Genomic DNA, 17,582 nt, shown 5'->3' with positions numbered 1-17,582 from the left:
TGGGCATGAACTGATCCTCCTGAACAGGATGAATCAGAAAACACACCTCATGGGAATCCCCTTTGATTCAACGAAAGCTGGAACCGCTCTAGGGGATACGACTATTTTTCTTGGGAAGCGGGCTGGCTTCTGTCAGGCAGGGATCATGCAAGGGAGGCTCCGAAACCATTTGGTTTTGGTGAGCCAGCAGCGCCTGCGACACCAGCCACCCCACACCGAACCTGAGCATTTCGCCCCACCGGCGATGAGCGGAGCGAAGAACCCCCGCCCCTCAGCTCAACCGGCTGACGACCACCGTGACCTCGGGCTTCTTGCCGATCTCGTTCAGGGCCGATTGCCGCGTCAGACGCCGCAGCTCCTCGTTCAGCTTGTCGCCGTCCCGCAAGGTGGCGGCCTTGGCCCGCCCCATGAACTGGCTGAGGTCCTCTTCCAGCACCTCGGCAAGAGGCGCGTTGTTGCGGCCCGTCTCGGGCAGGCCAATGAGGTCGACCCAGGGGTCGCCAAGCGGCTCGTCATCCTCATCAAGGATCACCGTCACCGTCACATGCCCGTTCAGCGCCATGCGGATGCGGTCGCGCACCACACCGTCGAGCGCACCGATCTGCACCGATCCGTCGATATAGGTGCGCCCGGTCTCGATGTATTCAGCCACCTTCGGCTTGTTTCCCGAAAGGTCGATCATCATGCCATTCACGGCCAGCACGCCCTGATAGCCACGTGTATCGGCCAATTTCACGTGTTCGCGCAGGTGGCGGTGTTCGCCGTGCATGGGAATCACGACCTGGGGCTTGACCACGTCATGCAGGGTTTCGAGGTCCGGACGGTTGGCGTGGCCCGAGACGTGGTACTTACCGCTGCTGTCATCGACCACGTCGACCCCGATCTCGGAGAACTGGTTGATGATGCGGATGACGTCCCGCTCATTGCCGGGGATCGTCTTGGAGGAGAAGAGGAACAGGTCGCCCTCCTTCATCTCCATCCCTTGGTATTTGCCGCGCGCCAGCTGGGCCGAGGCCGCGCGCCGCTCTCCCTGTGAGCCGGTCACGAGCAGCATGAGGTTCTCGCGCGGGACGGCGCGGGCGTCCTCGGGGCTGATCACCTTGGGGAAGTCCCGGAGCACGCCGGTTTCGATCGCCGCCTCGATCATCCGGCGCATGGCGCGGCCCATCAGCACGATGGAGCGGCCCGCCTTCTTGCCCGCGTCGGCCAGGGTTTTCACCCGCGCGACGTTGGAGGCAAAGGTCGTGGCGACGACCATGCCTTCGGCATTGCTGACCAGTTCTTCGATGGCGGGGCCGAGGGAGGCTTCGGACCGACCGGGATCAGGAGAAAAGACGTTGGTGCTGTCGCAGATCAGCGCTTTCACACCGTCCTTGCAGACCTCGGTCCAGAGCGCCGCGTCGAAGGGTTCGCCGACGCCCGGCGTCAGGTCGATCTTGAAATCGCCCGAGTGGATCACCCGGCCGGCGGGCGTGTCGATGACCAGAGAAGAGCTTTCGGGGATTGAGTGCGAAATGGGCAAGAAACCCACCATGAAGGGCCCCGCCCCCTGCTGGTGCGGCAAGGGGCCCAGGATCTGCACCGTTTCCTCGGGATAGCCGTATTCCTCCATCTTGCGCCGCGCAATATTGGCGGTGAAGCTGCGGGCGTAGATGGGCGCTTTCAACGCCTCGTAGGTATGGGCGACGGCCCCAACGTGGTCTTCGTGCGCGTGGGTGATAAAGACCGCCTCGATGCGGTCGCGGTTTTCCTTGAGCCAGGAGATGTCGGCAAAGATCAGGTCCACGCCGGGGCTGGTGTCCATGTCAGGGAAGGCAACGCCGAGGTCCACGACGATCAGCCGCTCCTTGCCGGGTTTGCCATAGCCGTAGACATAGGCGTTCATGCCAATTTCACCCGCCCCGCCTAGGGGCAGGTAGATCAATCTTTCACTGCTCATATCAGTTGTCGTTTTCCTTGTTGTACTTATGGATCACGGTCAGGCCGTGCATCGTCAGATCGGGTTCAATGACGTCAAATAGGTCTTCGGTCTGGGCAAACAACGGGGCAAGCCCCCCGGTGGCAATGATTTTCATGTCCTGATCGCGCTCTTCCTTGATGCGGGCGCAGATCTCCTTGATGAGACCGATGTAGCCCCAGAAGATGCCGGATTGCATGCAGGCGACCGTATTGGTGCCCACCACGCGCTGCGGCTTGGTGATGTCCACGTGCGGCAGGGCGGCGGCGGCCATGTGCAGCGCTTCGAGGCTGAGGTTGACGCCGGGGGCGATGACGCCGCCCACGTAGGCGCCATCGCGGCCCGCCACGTCGAAGGTGGTCGCAGTGCCGAAGTCCACCACGATCAGGTTGCCGCCATGTCGGTCGAAGGCGCCGGCGGCGTTCACGATCCGGTCGGGGCCGACGGTCGTGCCCTGGTCCACCCGAGGCTGTTGAGGCAGCAGGCAGTCGGGCTTGCCCACCACGTAAGGACGTACGCCGTAGTATTGGTCGCTGAACACACGCAGGTTGAAGACCACGCGCGGGACGGTCGAGGAGATGATCACATCGGTGATGTCGGGTTCGATCCTGTGGTGATTGAGCAGGGTCGAGAACCAGGTGAAATACGCATCCGAGGTGCGGGCGTGATGGGTCGAGGTGCGGAAGGTGCAGAGGAACTTCTCGCCGTCCCAGATGGAAAACACGGTGTTGGTATTGCCGCAGTCGATGCACAAAAGCATGTCGTGTACCCCCTAGAAAAACACATCCGCCGCCGTCACGGCGACCTCGCCACCGGCGGTCCTGAGGATCAGGTTCCCCTCGGCGTCCACGTCCTCAAAGGTGCCCCTGATCTCGTCCCGCATGGTGCGGGCGGTGATCACCTCGCCCCGCCGCGCGGCGTGGGACAGCCATATCCGCCTAATCGCGTCGAAACCGGCGGTCTGCATCAGGCGGCGGTTCGCATCCATGTTGATCGCAAGCAGATCGAGCAGCTGCAGCGGGTCGATCCGCACGCCAAGCTCGGCCTCGACACTGGAGGCGCGCAGGGCCCCCGGCTCAACGGCCTGAGCCTCGGGGGCCGCACGCAAGTTGACACCGATGCCGATGGCGAGCCAGTCGACCTGTCCCGCGTTGCCCGCGCTTTCCAGCAGGATGCCCGCGATCTTGGCCCCGTTCAGCAGCACGTCGTTGGGCCATTTCAGGCTGTAGCCGTCGCTCGGGGCAAGGGCATTGAGCGCCTCGCGCAGGGAGATGGCGGCGACGAAGCTGTTGAGCGCAACCGCGCGCAGGGGCTCATTGGGTTTGAAAACCAGTGTGGCTGCGAAATTGCCCGCCGGATCGGTCCAGGCCCGGCCACGTCGGCCCCGGCCTTGCGTCTGACGGTGGGTGAATATCCATGTCGGACCGCCAAGGGTCGGTGCGCGGCGTGCGGCCTCGGCGTTGGTGCTGTCGATCTCGTCGAGGATCACGCGGCCGACGCCATCGGGCCAGCCGCCGGAAGTGCCGGGATCAGTTGACAAGCGCACCCGCCGCGGCCTCTGCCGCTGCTTCCACGCCGAACATGTTCACGATGCCCAGCACCATGATCAGCGCCGAGGCGGTCAGGAAGATGGGCAGCACGCCACCCCCGGAACGGTCCAGTTGTTCGGAGCGTTCCTCGCCGAAGTACATGTAGAAGACGATGCGCAGGTAGTAATAGGCCCCGATCACGGAGGCGATCACACCGGCGATGGCCAGCCATGCAAGCCCTGCCTCGTAGGCCGCGCGCAGGACGTAGAACTTGCCAAAGAAGCCCAGCATCGGCGGCACGCCCGCGAGGCTGAAGAGCAGCACCAGCATGGCGAGCGCCCGGCCCGGGTTCTGACGCGCGTACATGTTGAGCGAACCGATGTCCGCGACCGGCGCGCCATCCTTCTGCATCATCAGGATGAAGGCAAAGGTGCCGACGTTCATGGTCACGTAGATCGCCATGTACACCAGCATCGCCTGCACGCCAAAGGCTGTGCCTGCCGCAAGGCCCATGAGCGCGTAGCCCATGTGGGCGATGGAGGAGAAGGCCATGAGGCGCTTGATGTTGGTCTGGCCGATGGCCGCAATGGCCCCGAGGAACATCGACAGCACTGACAGCAGTGCGATGATCTGACGCCAGTCGCCCACGGCTTGACCGAAAGCGTCATGCAGCACGCGGGCGAAAAGCGCCATGGCCGCAACCTTGGGGGCGGTGGCAAAGAAGGCGGTGACCGGCGTGGGCGAGCCTTCGTAGACGTCAGGCGTCCACATGTGGAAAGGCACGGCAGAGACCTTGAAGGCCATGCCGGAGATCAGGAAGACGATGCCGAAGAGGAGACCCAGCGATGTTTCGCCCGATTGCGCGGTCGTGATGATGCCGGAGAAGAGCGTCGTGCCGGCGTACCCGTAGACCAGCGATGCGCCGTAGAGCAGCAGGCCCGAGGAGAGCGCCCCGAGGACGAAGTACTTGAGCCCTGCCTCGGTCGATTTGACGCTGTCGCGGCGCAGGGAGGCGACGACGTAGAGTGCCAGGGACTGCAGCTCCAGCCCCATGTAGAGGGCCATGAGGTCGCCTGCGCTGACCATCATCATCATGCCGACAGCGGCGAGCGCGACCAGCATGGGGTATTCAAAGCGCAGCAGGCCGCGTGACTTCATGTAGCCTTCGGACATGATCAGCACCGCGGCCGCAGACAGCAGGATCGTGACTTTGGCGAAACGGGCGAAACTGTCCTCGATGAACATGCCGTTGAAGGCCACCTGCGTGCCCTCGCCCGTCATCATGATCCAGAGCGCCAGCAGGACAAAGAGGATGCCCGTGGCCCAGACCAGCATCCCGCCGATCTTGTCCTTGGTGGTATAGACCGCGGCCATCAGGCCAAGCATGGCAAAGACCGCAAGGACGATCTCGGGCAGAATGACGTTCAGATCAGCGGAAATCATCGCAGGTTCCTTAGTTCGCAGCTTCGGCGGTCTGGATCAGCGACTGGGCCGCCTCCACCGCGCTTGCATAATTCTCGACCAGTGCGGCCACCGAGGGCCCGATCATGTCGAGCACCAGCGCCGGGTAGACGCCCAAGAGGATGGTCATCACCACCAGCGGCGCAAAGGTCCAGCGCTCGCGCGGGGTCATGTCGGTGATCGCCTTGAGGCTTTCCTTGATCAGCTCGCCCATCACCACCCGGCGGTAGAGCCAGAGCGCGTAGGCGGCGGAGAAGATCACGCCTGTCGTCGCCACGGCGGCCACCCAGGTGTTCACCTGGAAGGTGGCCATGAGCGTCAGGAATTCACCGACGAAACCTGAGGTGCCGGGCAGGCCTACGTTCGCCATCGTGAAGAGCATGAAGATCAGCGCGTAGACCGGCATCCGGTTCACGAGCCCGCCGTAGGCGTCGATCTCCCGCGTGTGCATCCGGTCATAGATCACGCCCACGCAGAGGAAGAGCGCGCCGGAGATGAAGCCGTGGCTGATCATCTGGAAGATCGCGCCGTCGATCCCCTGCTGGTTCGCGGCGAAGATGCCCATGGTGACAAAGCCCATATGCGCGACCGAGGAATAGGCGATCAGCTTCTTCATATCCTCCTGCACCAGTGCGACCAGCGAGGTGTAGACGATGGCGATGGCGCTCATCCACAGGACCAGCGGCGCCAGCACGTCGCTGCCGACCGGGAACATGGGGATGGAGAAGCGCAGGAAACCGTAGCCGCCCATTTTCAAGAGGATCGCGGCCAGCACGACGGAACCTGCCGTCGGGGCCTGAACGTGCGCGTCGGGCAGCCAGGTGTGCACCGGCCACATCGGCATTTTCACGGCGAAGCTGGCGAAGAAGGCGAGGAACAGCAGCGTCTGCAGACCGCCGACGATCTGGAACCCCATGAGCGAGAACGTCTCGGAGCCGAAGGTGTGGTTCAGCAGGCTGATGTCGCAGCCGCCGATGCAGGTGGTGCCCGCGTCGGCGTACATCGCCACCATGGCGACCAGCATCAGCACGGAGCCGAGGAAGGTGTAGAGGAAGAACTTGAAGCTGGCGTAGATGCGGTTCGCCCCGCCCCAGATGCCGATGATCAGAAACATCGGGATGAGGCCCGCTTCGAAGAAGACGTAGAAAAGCACCAGGTCCAGCGCCATGAAGACGCCGAGCATGAGCGTTTCGAGCACGAGGAAGGCGATCATGTATTCCTTGACCCGCGTGGTGACGTTCCAGCTGGCAAGGATCACCAGCGGCATCATGAAAGTCGTCAGCATCACGAAGAGGATCGAAATACCGTCCACGCCCATGCGGTAGCTGAGACCCAGCAGCCATTCGCCCTCGGTCAGGAACTGGAAGCCGGTGTCGTTCGGGTCGAATTCGAACAGCACAAAAAGCGAGATCACGAAGGTCGCCGTGGTGGTGATCATCGCCAGCCACTTGGCGTTGCGCTGTGCCGCCTCATCGTCGCCGCGCAGGAAAATCGCGAGGATTGCCGCCGCGAAGCTCGGCAGGAACGTGATGATGGAAAGAAGATGCGTGTCCATCAGTTCGACCCTCCGGTCATCGTCATCCATGTGATCAGCACCGCGATGCCGATCACCATGGCAAAGGCATAGGTGAAGATGTAGCCGGACTGCGCGCGGCCTGCGAGGCGGGTGAAGAACGGGATGATGCCCATGGCGATGCCGTTGAGCGTGCCGTCGATCACCGACCCGTCGCCACGTTTCCAGAAGAAGCGGCCGATGGCCTTGGCGGGGCGCACGAAGACGTAGTCGTAGAGCTCGTCAAAGTACCACTTGTTCAGCAGGAACTGGTAGAGCGGCTGCTGGTTGGCGGCCAGGCGTCCTGGCAGGCTGGGGTTCCAGATGTAGAACCACAGCGCCATGACAAGGCCGATGACCATCGCGATGAAGGGCGAGACCTTGACCCACTTGGGCGCGTCGTGCGCGTCGGCCAGCACATGGTTGTCCGGCGCGAAGTAAAGCGCGCCCTCACCCGGTGCGCCGCCGAAGGCGTCGTGGTGGCCCTCGTCCGAGCCATGTCCGTCTTCGGCCTTCGCTTCCTCGGCACCGCTGGAATGGTCAGTACTGCCATGCGCCTCGGAGGCGAGCGGGATGTCGTAGAAGGCGGCGACATACTTGGCATCGCCGAAGAAGGGCTTGTACCAGATCATGCCCGCCAGGACCGCACCCACGGCCAGAACGCCGAGAGGCACCAGCATGGTCGCGGGGCTTTCATGGGCGTGCTCGTGCGTGTGCTTGTTGCCGCGCGGCTCGCCGTAGAAGGTCAGGAACATCAGGCGCCAGCTGTAGAAGCTGGTAAAGCAGGCGGCGATTACCAGGAGCCAGAAGCCGTACATGGAGCCACCGGCCCAGGCGGATTCGATGATCGCGTCCTTGGAGAGGAACCCGGCGAAGCCGTAGTAGGTCAGCGGGATGCCGACACCGGTGATCGCCAGCGTGCCGATCATCATGGCCCAGAAGGTATAGGGGATCTTTTTCCGCAGGCCGCCGTAGTTGCGCATGTCCTGCTCGTGGTGCATCGCGTGGATGACCGAGCCTGCGCCGAGGAAGAGCATCGCCTTGAAGAACGCGTGGGTGAAGAGGTGGAACATGGCAGCCGAATACATGCCGACGCCGGCGGCCACGAACATGTAACCCAGCTGCGAACAGGTGGAATAGGCGATCACGCGCTTGATGTCGTTCTGAACAAGGCCCACGGTCGCGGCGAAGAAGGCGGTGGTGGCCCCCAGCACGGTGACGAAGGTCGTGGCCTGCGGCGCGAATTCCATCAGCGGCGACATACGGCAGACGAGGAAGACGCCCGCCGTCACCATCGTCGCGGCGTGGATCAGGGCGGAGACCGGGGTCGGGCCTTCCATAGCGTCGGGCAGCCAGGTGTGCAGGATCAGCTGCGCGGATTTACCCATGGCGCCGATGAACAGCAGCACGGCGATCAGGTTCGCGGCGTTCCAGTCTGTCCAGAGGAAGGTGATCGACTGCTCGGCAAGCTGAGGCACGGCGGCGAAGACGTCGTCGAAGCGGATCGAGTCGGTCATGTAGAAGAGCGCGAAGATGCCGAGCGCAAAGCCGAAGTCGCCCACACGGTTGACAACGAATGCCTTGATCGCGGCGGCGTTGGCGCTGGGTTTCTTGTAGTAGAAACCGATCAGCAGGTAGGAGGCGACGCCGACGCCCTCCCAGCCGAAGAACATCTGCACGAGGTTGTCGGAGGTCACCAGCATCAGCATCGCGAAGGTGAAGAACGACAGGTAGGCGAAGAAGCGCGCGCGGTAATGCTCGCCCTCGCCGAAGTTGTCGTCATGGGCCATGTAGCCGAAGCTGTAGAGATGGACGAGCGCCGAGACGGTCGTCACCACGATCAGCATGATCGCGGTCAGCCGGTCGAGGCGGATAGACCAGTCGGTGGAAAGCGTACCGCTCTCGATGAAGCGCAGGATCTGGATGTGCTCGGTTGGGCCCTCGAAGCTGAGGAAGACGACCCACGACAGGATAGCGGCAAGGAACAGCAGGCCCGTTGCAATCCACTGCGCGGCGGTCTCTCCGATGATCTTCCAGCCGAAGCCTGCGATGATCGCGCCCACCAGCGGGGCAAAGAGGATGGTGGTTTCCATCTGATTAGCCCTTCATCACGTTGACGTCTTCGACCGCGATCGTGCCACGGTTGCGGAAGAAGCAGACGAGGATCGCAAGGCCGATGGCGGCCTCGGCGGCGGCGACGGTGAGAACGAAGAGGGTAAAGACCTGTCCGACCATGTCACCGAGGAAGCTTGAGAAGGCGACGAGGTTGATGTTCACCGCCAGAAGCATCAGTTCGATGCTCATCAGCAGGATGATCACGTTCTTTCGGTTCAGGAAGAGCCCGAAGATGCCGATGACGAAGAGCGTCGCCGCCACCGTCAGGTAATGTTCAAGTCCGATCATCGTCTCACTGTCTTTCCGTCTTGTCCCCGAAGCCTTCGAAGGCTTCGGACCGATTTCTTCGAAGAAATCGGGGTCAGAGGCCCTGCCCCGGTTTCACGTCTTTCAGTTCCATCGCCTTGGCAGGATCGCGCATCATCTGGGCGATCACGTCCTGCCGCTTGATGTCGACCCGGTGGCGTAGCGTCAGCACGATGGCCCCGATCATGGCCACCAACAGGATCAGCCCCGCCAGCTGGAACAGGAGGAAGTACTGGTCGTAAAGGATCAGACCCAGTGCCTCGGTATTGAACCGGGTCGGGTCCGTGACCTGCGCGCGCAGACCTTCTGCCGCCGCGTTGCTTTCCCAGGCCCCGAAGGCCATCACGAATTGCATCAGGATCACGAGGCCGATGAGCAGCGCAAGCGGCATGTACTTGGCCATCTCCGCCTTCAGCTCGGCGAAATCGACGTCGAGCATCATCACCACGAAGAGGAACAGCACTGCGACCGCGCCCACGTAGACGATGATCAGCAGCATCGCCACGAATTCGGCCCCCAGGAGCACGAAGAGACCTGCGGAGGAGAGAAACGCGAGGATCAGCCAGAGCACCGAATGCACCGGATTGCGGCTGACCACGGTGAAGAGCCCCCCGGCAATGACGCTGATGGCGAAGAGGTAGAAGGCAAAGACAGTCATGCGTCGTCCTCGTTCTCGTCAAAGACCTGACCGGCGAGGTCGAGCGCGCGGGTCATGGCGGGAAGGCCCGCAAAGACCGACATCTGCGCGATGGTCTCCTTGATGTGCTGTTCGGTCGCCCCCGCCTCGAGCGCGTGGCGCACGGTCTGGCGCATGGCGATGTCGTTCTGCGCGCCCTGCATAGTCAGCCCGGCCAGCGTCAGCAACAGCCGCGTGCGCGCATCGAGCCCGCCCTTGTTGACCGTGTTGCCGAACATCATTTCCATCATGTCCTTGGGCATCGTGCCCATCATCGCCTCGAACACCTTGGGCGAAAAGGCATCGACCGTCGGGAAGGCCTTGGTCAGTTCCTGCGCCTGTTTGAAGAGCGCCTCGAAGGGGTTCTCGAAGGGGTTGGTGTCGGTCATCGGTAGGGCGCATCCATTTCGAGGTTGCGGGCAATCTCGGCTTCCCAGCGTTCGCCGTTCTCGAGAAGCTTGGCCTTGTCGTAGTAAAGCTCCTCGCGGGTCTCGGTCGAGAATTCGAAGTTCGGCCCCTCGACAATGGCATCGACCGGGCAGGCCTCCTGGCAGAAGCCGCAGTAGATGCACTTGGTCATGTCGATGTCGTAGCGCGTGGTGCGGCGGGAGCCGTCCTCGCGCGGTTCCGCGTCGATGGTGATGGCCTGCGCGGGGCAGATCGCCTCGCAAAGCTTGCAGGCGATGCAGCGTTCCTCGCCGTTGGGATAGCGGCGGAGCGCATGTTCGCCACGGAAACGGGGGGAAAGCGGGCCTTTTTCGTGGGGATAGTTCAGCGTGACCTTGGGCTTGAAGAAGTACCGCATGCCCAGCATGAAGCCCTTGAGGTAGTCGGTCAGCAGGAAATATCCGGCGGCGCGGGAATAGTCGATCTGGCTCATTTAAGACTCCTTGCCTTTTCCTTGAGCATTTCCCGCCGACCAGAAGGAAACTGCTTGTCGAAGTGCGCGACCATGGCAGCAAGCCGCGGATCGTCGCTTGCATCTTCAGGCCGCCAGCAATCCACGATGACGGTGTTGGCAAGGAACTCATCTATACTTTTGGCCGAGACCTTCTGCCCGGCTTGCTCTGCCATCATCAAAAGGGACGCGCCGCTCATGTAATAGCTGGCGGCAGTGTCCCAACGCATCGGGTCAGCCATGAACGCGTCTCTTTTCTTTGCAAAAGGCTGGGACTGGTACTGTTCGAAGAAGGCAGTTTCGGCCTCGGGGCAGGACATCGCGGACGCACCAAGGGTGCCGCTGAGCGAAACAGCAGCCGCTAGAAGCCCGGTCCGGAAGAAACGCTTCATGATCATCCTCCCACGGTCCAACGGGCGTAGACGCCCCAGAACCATTCGAACTTGGCGGCGAAGGCCACGAAGACCACCCAGAACAGCGAGAACGGAAGGAAGACCTTCCAGCCCAGGCGCATCAGCTGGTCGTAGCGATAACGCGGGGTGATCGCCTTCACCATCGAGAAGATGAAAAAGCAGAACAGCATCTTGATGAACATCCAGAAGAAGCCGTCCGGCAGGAATTCGACGGGCGACAGCCAGCCGCCGAGGAACAGGAGCGATACAAGCGCGCACATCAGCACGACGGCGACCAGTTCGCCGATCATGAAGAGCAGGAAGGGGGTGGAGGAATATTCCACCTGGTAGCCCGCGACCAGTTCCGATTCCGCTTCAGGCAGGTCGAAGGGCGGGCGGTTGGTTTCGGCGAGTGCCGAGACGAAGAACAGGATCAGCATCGGGAAATGCGGCAGGAAGTACCAGCTGAGGATGCCCGCGCCGTCCTGGCTGTTGACGATGCCCGTCAGGTTCATGGTGCCTGCGGAAATGATCACCCCGATGATGATGAGGCCGATGGAGACCTCATAGGAGATCATCTGCGCGGCAGAGCGCAGCGAGCCGAGGAAGGGATACTTGGAGTTCGACGCCCAGCCGCCCATGATGATCCCGTAGACCTCGAGCGAGGAGATCGCGAAGACATAGAGGATCGCGACGTTGATGTCGGCCAGCACCCAGCCTTCGTTGAACGGGATCACGGCCCAGGCGATCATGGCCATGACGAAAGAGATCATGGGGGCGAGGAAGAACACAGCGCGGTCGGCCCCGGCGGGCACGACGACTTCCTTGACGATGTATTTCAGGAAATCCGCGAAGGACTGCAGCAGGCCGAAGACACCGACCACGTTCGGACCGCGCCGGATCATCACGGCGGCCCAGATCTTGCGGTCGGCGTACATGAGAAACGCAAGGGCCAGAAGCAGCGGCACCACCAGAAGCAGGATCTGCCCCACGATCACCAGCCCCATGCCGAGGCCCGTCTGGGTAAAGAATTCAGCCATTGTCCCTCATCACACCGTCGGTATGCCGCGTTCGGCGCAGTTTGCTGCGACGACTTCGGCGTCGATTGTTTTTATGCCGCGTGGCAAGCTCGGCGAGATCGTGTAAACAGCATCGCCGCGCCAAATGCCACCCTCTTGCGCCACATTTGTGCGCACATGTCTTGCGAATCCGTACCCCCGGATGAGCGTATATTGCGCAGCCGCGCATTCGGCGTAGTCTTCGACGTCCTGCGTGCTGAGCGCGTTGGTCATGGCCACGTTGAACTGCACAAGGTCCCCTTCCAGCAATGCCGTCTCTACGCCCTTGTATTCAGGGATGAAATCCGATGCCACTGGCACGGCGGGTTCGCATGCCGCCAGTGCCGATGTGGCAAGGACAATCATCCTTCTCACTCCGCCGCCATGGGCTTCGACGCCCGCGCCGCCGCGTTGGCGGACAGCTCTGCCATCAGCTGACTTGCCCGTGCAATCGGGTTCGACAGGTAGAAATCGCGGATCGCGGGCTGGAACGGGTCGCTTTTCACCGTGCCGCGCGGCAGCGGTTGCCAGTCGTTCTCGGGCACGGTGTCAACCTCGCGCAGGTGGGGCACGTCCTTGACCATCTGCTGGCGCAGGGCCGCGATGGAATCGAAGGGCAGCGTCGCGTCCATCTCGGCGGACAGCGCGCGCAGGATGGCCCAGTTTTCCTTGGCCTGACCGGGGGCAAAGCTGGCGCGCTGCGCGATCTGCGGGCGGCCTTCGGTATTGACGAAGAGGCCCGGTTCCTCGGTGTAGGCGGCGGCGGGCAGGATGATGTCGGCGCGGTGAGCGCCCCGGTCGCCGTGGCTGCCCTGGTAGATCACGAAGGGGCCGGCGGGGATGTCGCCCTCGTCGGCGCCGAGGTTGTAGATCACGTCGGCCTTCAGCACCTCGGGGATACCGCCCGCGCAGGTGGCGCCCACGTCCATGGCACCCACGCGGCCAGCGGCGGTGTGCAGGACCATGAACTTCGACTTGGTGCTTTCGGCAAGCGCCATCGCCTCGGCCAGTACCGCCTCGCCATCCTCGCGGGCCAGAGCGCCCTGCCCCACGATGATGACCGAAGGCTTGTCGGCCACTTCGGAATGGTCGCGCTTCATCAGTTCGGACATGATGGCGGGGTCTTCGCCGATGTGGTTGTAGTCGTAGGTCAGATCGACCTTGGGGCCGATCACGCCCACGCCGCCGCCGCGCAGCCAGGCCTTGCGGATGCGGGCGTTGAGCACCGGGGCCTCAATGGCCGGGTTGGCGCCAATCAGCATGATTGCCTGCGCGGTGTCGAGGTCTTCGACGCGCGCGGTGCCGACGTATCCCGAACGGTTGCCTGCGGGCAGTTTCGCCCCGTCGGTGCGGCATTCGACAACGCCGCCCTGCCCTTCGATCAGGGCTTTCAGGGCATAGGCGGCCTCGGTCGGGGCGAGATCGCCGACAAGGCCCGCGACCTTCTTGCCCTTCATCGCGGCGGCGGCAGCGGCCAGCGCCTCGGGCCAGTCGGCGCGGCGCAGCTTGCCGTTTTCACGGATGTAGGGGGTATCCAGACGCTGGCGGCGCAGGCCGTCCCAGACGAAACGCGTCTTGTCCGAAATCCATTCCTCGTTCACGCCGTCGTGGTTGCGCGGCAGGAAGCGCATGACTTCGCGTCCCTTGGTATCGACGCGGATGTTGGAGCCGAGGGCGTCCATCACGTCGATCGACTCGGTCTTGGTCAGTTCCCACGGACGGGCGGTAAAGGCATAGGGTTTGGAAACCAGCGCGCCCACGGGGCAAAGGTCGATGATGTTGCCCTGCAGGTTCGAATCCAGCGTCTCACCCAGATACGAGGTGATCTCGGAATCCTCGCCGCGGCCGGTCTGACCCATCTTGGTGATGCCCGCGACTTCGGTCGTGAAGCGCACGCAGCGGGTGCAGGAGATGCAGCGGGTCATGTGGGTTTCGACGAGCGGGCCGAGATCGAGGTCCTCGGCGGCGCGCTTGGGCTCGCGGTAGCGGGAGAAGTCTACGCCGTAGGCCATGGCCTGATCCTGGAGATCGCATTCGCCGCCCTGATCACAGATCGGGCAGTCGAGCGGGTGGTTGATGAGCAGGAATTCCATCACCCCCTCGCGGGCCTTCTTGACCATGGGCGAGTTGGTCTTGACCACCGGCGGCTGGCCTTCTGGACCGGGGCGCAGGTCGCGCACCTGCATCGCGCAGGAGGCGGCGGGCTTGGGCGGGCCGCCCACGACCTCGACCAGGCACATCCGGCAGTTGCCCGCAATCGAAAGCCGTTCATGGTAGCAGAAGCGCGGAATTTCGATGCCCGCCTGTTCGCAGGCCTGAATGAGGGTCATCGCCCCGTCGGTTTCGATTTCCTTGCCGTCGATGACGATCTTGCGGAGGTCGCTCATATGCTCACTTTGCTCTCAGTAACGAACCGATCCGGCTCGATTTTTGAATCTCTTCCAGTCCGAGCGCACAATAGCTTTGCGGGTCGGAAGTATCGACCCCTCTTTGTGCGAAAAATGCCGCACCACGAGCCTTCATGCGGTCCTTTTCGGCATCGCTGTCGATGTAGGCGGAAATCTCCTCATCGGTGTAGCCCATGGCCTTGGCCTGACGCTCCAGATCGCTGATGTAGCGCAGGGCGCGCAGCATGCGGGCGTCGATGGAGGGGCACTGCTTGCGGATGCGGTCGGCGACGCCCAGATCGAAGAGCGCGTCGTCGATGGCGCTGACCTCCCGCAGGGGGGGCTTGGCCTCGGCGGTGCTGGCCAGAACGCATGCGCCCAGCAGGGCTGCAAACAGACATCTCATGTTGCTCATCCTCATGTGGTCCGGGCAGATGCGCCCGACCCTCACATGGGTTGCTGTCCCTAGGTTATGCAATATCGGGGGTGTCTGCCCCCTTTGCCGCGCTCTTATGGCCGATTTCAGCGGTGAGGGCAAACCCCCTGGAACACCAGTGTATTATCGGTGATCTGCAATTGCTCGGGCGGGGTATCGGGGCCGACGGTCCACTCGATATCGGAGCTTCCGAAGTTGTTCACGCAATAGGAAATCCCTTCGTGACGCCCCGCCGCGATGGCCCCGTCGAGCGAGCGGGACACGTCGCGCACCCGCACGGTGAAGGCATGGCGCGTGTTGTCGACCTTCGAGGCCTTGGCGCGGAAATACTGCCCGTCAAAGGCGATCCGATTCTTGCTGTCGGTGCAGCCTGCAAGAAGTACAAGGACCGCGGCGCATACGAGCAGAGAGGTTTTCATCACTGAACCCTTGAATGTGTCGGGCGTTGCACTCTGGCCTTGTCGATCACCACGATGGAGTCGTGAATATGCAGCCCGTTGAATTCACGGGCCAATTCCGGCAGCGCCAGCCTGCGCTTGCCGTGGTACCAGCTGTGCATGTCGTCGATCATGTTGCGCACCGTATTAAAGAAGTTTCCGGGCGCACGTAACCCGCCGCCGTAACGCTCGTAATAGGAGGTGTGCAAATCCTCGATCATGTAGGTGCCACCATCTGAGAGCATGGGAAACAGCACCCGAAGCGATTTCTCGATATGGTGCATCCGGTGGCTGCCGTCGTCGAGCACCACGTCGACGCCGCCCATCTCCTTGACCACGTCGGCGAGGAACGCGGGATCGTCCTGCGATCCGATGCGCACCATGCCGGATTGGCCGTCGAATTCCGCGCACTTGGGGTTGATGTCGATCCCGCAGAGGGTGGCCTTCTCGCCGAGGTAGCGCCGCCACATCTGCAGCGAACCGCCGTTGTTCACCCCGATCTCGAGGAACTTGACCGAAGTGCCCCTGTAGCGTTCGAAATAGCGGTCGTAGATCGGCAGGTAGTGGTGCCATTTGTGCACGCCCACCCCCTCGTTCCCCGCGTAGATGTCAAGAAGCTCGCCGTCGTATCCGTAACGGTCACGGATGTCCTCGGCGACATCTCCGTCCTCGGAAAATCTGAATTTTCTCATGGCTGCTCCTGCTCTGGCTTGGGGTTTTCCCCTTGTTGGCTCCCATATTTGCCAAAATCCGACGTCAGGCAAGCTTTGTCTGACGACAACCGTGGCTCTGGTGCATCTTGGCTTCAGCCAGATAGGCCCAGCCGAAGGCGTGATCGCTGTCGCCGTGGGCGCGCAGATGATCGAGCCGGGCAAGCGCCTCGTCCAGGGTGGGCTGGTGGCCTTTCGGGACCCACCACATGACGAAATGCATCTTTCCCAGAACCTCGAACCATTCAGCGCGCCGCTCGTAGAACTGCTTGTGGATCGTACCCCAGACAAAGGTTTCGAGCGTCTCGACGCTTTCCCAGACCGTGAGGTTCGAAACATACTGCGGATCCCCGCCGATGGCAGTTTCGGTGTTGCCCGTGCCGGGCTCGCCCGAGCCTTCCATCATCCAGACAAAGCCCGGCATACGTTTGCCCAACCCGTTGACGCGGTCGAGATTGGCCATGAACTCCGCCACGCGGGGATCGTCCGTGGGGGCGAGGAGCCGCCCGACGTTCAGCTCTGCCAAGTGCATGTCTTTCATCGGTTGTTCCTCCTCAACCGCAGGCCTTGGCCTTCCAAAGCTGCGCGTCTTTCACGTGGTCCCAGCCAAAGGCCTGATCGCTTGGGCCGTGGGCGTCGAGGCGCCGGAACCGTTCCATTGCCTCGACCATATCCGGTCTGTGACCGATGGGCACCCACCACATCACAAGCCGCAGGACGGCACCCATGTCGTACCATTCGTGCTTGCGGTCGTAGAAGCGCTTGTGAACCGTGTTCCAGACGAAGTGTTCGAGGCTTGCCACATCTTTCCAGACGCTGAGCGTGCTTGCGGTGCGGGGATCGCCACCCAGAGGGCCGTGGGGATCGTTCTGTTCCCGCTCCATCGTTTCGCCGTCCATCATCCAGACGAAACCCGGGCTACGCATGGCCGCATTGTTGACGAGGTCGAGACCATCCACGAAATCCTGCACACGCGGATCGTCCCAGTCGTATTTCAGGATGCCGAGGTTGAATTCGGCGAGGTGGTGTCCCTCGGGCTGTGTCACCCCAGAAACACGGTGTAGAGCGCCAGCAGTGCCATGAGGATGATACAGAGCCAGCCAATCCCGAACATGGCCGAACGCATCGGCTGGTTCTCGGTCCGGATATGGACGAAGGCCATGGCGATGCGGGAGAGAAGGAAAAGCGTGGCCAGCCAGTTGACGGAGACGGGCGAGGCCCCGGCGAGGATCGCGGCCATGGTCGTGGCCATGAAGGCGGGCGAGGTTTCAACCGCGTTCATGAAGGCCCGTTCGCGGCGGTACGCAGGATCGGCATAGTTGCGCTTGGGCTTGCCGCAGTCGCAGCGGTTCTCAGGCGTGCGGCCGCGCGTGGAAATCATCGAGAGCGCCACCATCATCAGGCCCCAGAGGGCGAGAGCGGTAATGGCATGACTGTATTCGGCGAAGGCTTCCACTACTCAACCCTCCACAAGATCGAGTCGCTTCTCGATCTTTTCGACACGCTCCTCCATCCGGTCGAGCCTGCGATTGACACGCACCAACTGCTCTTCGACACTGGTCATTCGTCCTTTGATGTCGTGGAGGTCGTCCTGCATGTTCTGCAGGCGCGTGTCGGACCGCCTCAGATATTCCAGGACGAGATTTGCGTTTTCTTCAGCCATTTGAC

Annotated in this window: 21 protein-coding genes; all 21 read right to left on the bottom strand. The window is 62.5% G+C overall.

Annotated elements, in window-relative coordinates:
- Positions 1–271 precede the first annotated feature (271 nt).
- Positions 272–1,939: a ribonuclease J gene (locus AB2B41_RS06160; protein WP_367876875.1), complete on the bottom strand. Its 1,668-nt coding sequence runs from the start codon at positions 1,937–1,939 to the stop codon at positions 272–274.
- A 1-nt stretch (position 1,940) separates the two neighbouring features.
- On the bottom strand, positions 1,941–2,717 hold the full coding sequence (locus AB2B41_RS06155; protein ID WP_367876874.1) for a type III pantothenate kinase: 777 nt from the start codon (positions 2,715–2,717) through the stop codon (positions 1,941–1,943).
- A 12-nt stretch (positions 2,718–2,729) separates the two neighbouring features.
- Positions 2,730–3,497 carry a biotin--[acetyl-CoA-carboxylase] ligase gene (locus AB2B41_RS06150; protein WP_367876873.1) on the bottom strand — a complete coding sequence of 256 codons (768 nt, stop codon included), beginning with the start codon at positions 3,495–3,497 and terminating at the stop codon, positions 2,730–2,732.
- Complete coding sequence (gene nuoN, locus AB2B41_RS06145) at positions 3,487–4,929, bottom strand: NADH-quinone oxidoreductase subunit NuoN (protein WP_367876872.1); 1,443 nt, start codon at positions 4,927–4,929, stop codon at positions 3,487–3,489. The genes AB2B41_RS06150 and nuoN overlap by 11 nt, the downstream gene beginning before the upstream one ends.
- A gap of 10 nt (positions 4,930–4,939) precedes the next feature.
- On the bottom strand, positions 4,940–6,502 hold the full coding sequence (locus tag AB2B41_RS06140; RefSeq protein ID WP_367876887.1) for an NADH-quinone oxidoreductase subunit M: 1,563 nt from the start codon (positions 6,500–6,502) through the stop codon (positions 4,940–4,942).
- The gene (nuoL, locus tag AB2B41_RS06135; protein ID WP_367876871.1) at positions 6,502–8,592 is read right to left on the bottom strand and encodes an NADH-quinone oxidoreductase subunit L; all 2,091 of its coding nucleotides are present in this window, start codon (positions 8,590–8,592) and stop codon (positions 6,502–6,504) included. Before nuoL ends, AB2B41_RS06140 begins: the two co-directional genes overlap by 1 nt.
- A gap of 4 nt (positions 8,593–8,596) precedes the next feature.
- On the bottom strand, positions 8,597–8,902 hold the full coding sequence (gene nuoK / locus AB2B41_RS06130; RefSeq protein ID WP_025062630.1) for an NADH-quinone oxidoreductase subunit NuoK: 306 nt from the start codon (positions 8,900–8,902) through the stop codon (positions 8,597–8,599).
- A gap of 73 nt (positions 8,903–8,975) precedes the next feature.
- Positions 8,976–9,578, bottom strand: a complete 603-nt coding sequence (locus tag AB2B41_RS06125) for an NADH-quinone oxidoreductase subunit J (RefSeq protein ID WP_367876870.1) — start codon at positions 9,576–9,578, stop codon at positions 8,976–8,978.
- Complete coding sequence (locus tag AB2B41_RS06120; RefSeq protein ID WP_367876869.1) at positions 9,575–9,985, bottom strand: carboxymuconolactone decarboxylase family protein; 411 nt, start codon at positions 9,983–9,985, stop codon at positions 9,575–9,577. Before AB2B41_RS06120 ends, AB2B41_RS06125 begins: the two co-directional genes overlap by 4 nt.
- Complete coding sequence (nuoI, locus tag AB2B41_RS06115; protein ID WP_367876868.1) at positions 9,982–10,476, bottom strand: NADH-quinone oxidoreductase subunit NuoI; 495 nt, start codon at positions 10,474–10,476, stop codon at positions 9,982–9,984. The genes AB2B41_RS06120 and nuoI overlap by 4 nt, the downstream gene beginning before the upstream one ends.
- Positions 10,473–10,886, bottom strand: coding sequence for a hypothetical protein (locus tag AB2B41_RS06110; protein ID WP_367876867.1), 414 nt, complete (start codon positions 10,884–10,886; stop codon positions 10,473–10,475). Before AB2B41_RS06110 ends, nuoI begins: the two co-directional genes overlap by 4 nt.
- A gap of 2 nt (positions 10,887–10,888) precedes the next feature.
- Positions 10,889–11,926 carry an NADH-quinone oxidoreductase subunit NuoH gene (gene nuoH / locus AB2B41_RS06105; RefSeq protein WP_367876866.1) on the bottom strand — a complete coding sequence of 346 codons (1,038 nt, stop codon included), beginning with the start codon at positions 11,924–11,926 and terminating at the stop codon, positions 10,889–10,891.
- Between the two features lie 9 nt (positions 11,927–11,935).
- The gene (locus tag AB2B41_RS06100) at positions 11,936–12,310 is read right to left on the bottom strand and encodes a hypothetical protein (RefSeq protein WP_367876865.1); all 375 of its coding nucleotides are present in this window, start codon (positions 12,308–12,310) and stop codon (positions 11,936–11,938) included.
- A 5-nt stretch (positions 12,311–12,315) separates the two neighbouring features.
- Entirely contained in the window at positions 12,316–14,331 is a 2,016-nt protein-coding gene (nuoG, locus tag AB2B41_RS06095) for an NADH-quinone oxidoreductase subunit NuoG (protein ID WP_367876864.1), read from the bottom strand.
- A gap of 4 nt (positions 14,332–14,335) precedes the next feature.
- Positions 14,336–14,737, bottom strand: coding sequence for a DUF5333 domain-containing protein (locus tag AB2B41_RS06090; protein WP_367876863.1), 402 nt, complete (start codon positions 14,735–14,737; stop codon positions 14,336–14,338).
- A 116-nt stretch (positions 14,738–14,853) separates the two neighbouring features.
- Positions 14,854–15,186: a hypothetical protein gene (locus tag AB2B41_RS06085; RefSeq protein WP_367876862.1), complete on the bottom strand. Its 333-nt coding sequence runs from the start codon at positions 15,184–15,186 to the stop codon at positions 14,854–14,856.
- On the bottom strand, positions 15,186–15,896 hold the full coding sequence (locus AB2B41_RS06080; protein WP_367876861.1) for a class I SAM-dependent methyltransferase: 711 nt from the start codon (positions 15,894–15,896) through the stop codon (positions 15,186–15,188). Before AB2B41_RS06080 ends, AB2B41_RS06085 begins: the two co-directional genes overlap by 1 nt.
- Positions 15,897–15,960: 64 nt before the next feature.
- Positions 15,961–16,455 carry a DUF3291 domain-containing protein gene (locus tag AB2B41_RS06075; RefSeq protein WP_367876860.1) on the bottom strand — a complete coding sequence of 165 codons (495 nt, stop codon included), beginning with the start codon at positions 16,453–16,455 and terminating at the stop codon, positions 15,961–15,963.
- 13 nt (positions 16,456–16,468) lie between these two features.
- Positions 16,469–16,960 (bottom strand): DUF3291 domain-containing protein, encoded by a 492-nt coding sequence (locus tag AB2B41_RS06070; protein WP_367876859.1) that lies wholly within the window; start codon positions 16,958–16,960, stop codon positions 16,469–16,471.
- Positions 16,957–17,370, bottom strand: coding sequence for an MAPEG family protein (locus tag AB2B41_RS06065; protein ID WP_367876858.1), 414 nt, complete (start codon positions 17,368–17,370; stop codon positions 16,957–16,959). The genes AB2B41_RS06070 and AB2B41_RS06065 overlap by 4 nt, the downstream gene beginning before the upstream one ends.
- A 3-nt stretch (positions 17,371–17,373) precedes the next feature.
- The gene (locus AB2B41_RS06060; protein ID WP_367876857.1) at positions 17,374–17,577 is read right to left on the bottom strand and encodes a hypothetical protein; all 204 of its coding nucleotides are present in this window, start codon (positions 17,575–17,577) and stop codon (positions 17,374–17,376) included.
- Positions 17,578–17,582: the final 5 nt, after the last annotated feature.

This window comes from Sulfitobacter sediminis, assembly GCF_040811725.1.
Lineage (GTDB): Bacteria > Pseudomonadota > Alphaproteobacteria > Rhodobacterales > Rhodobacteraceae > Sulfitobacter > Sulfitobacter sediminis.
The sequence above is the reverse complement of the archived record's forward strand: the minus strand, read 5'-3'. Positions and strand labels throughout refer to the sequence as shown.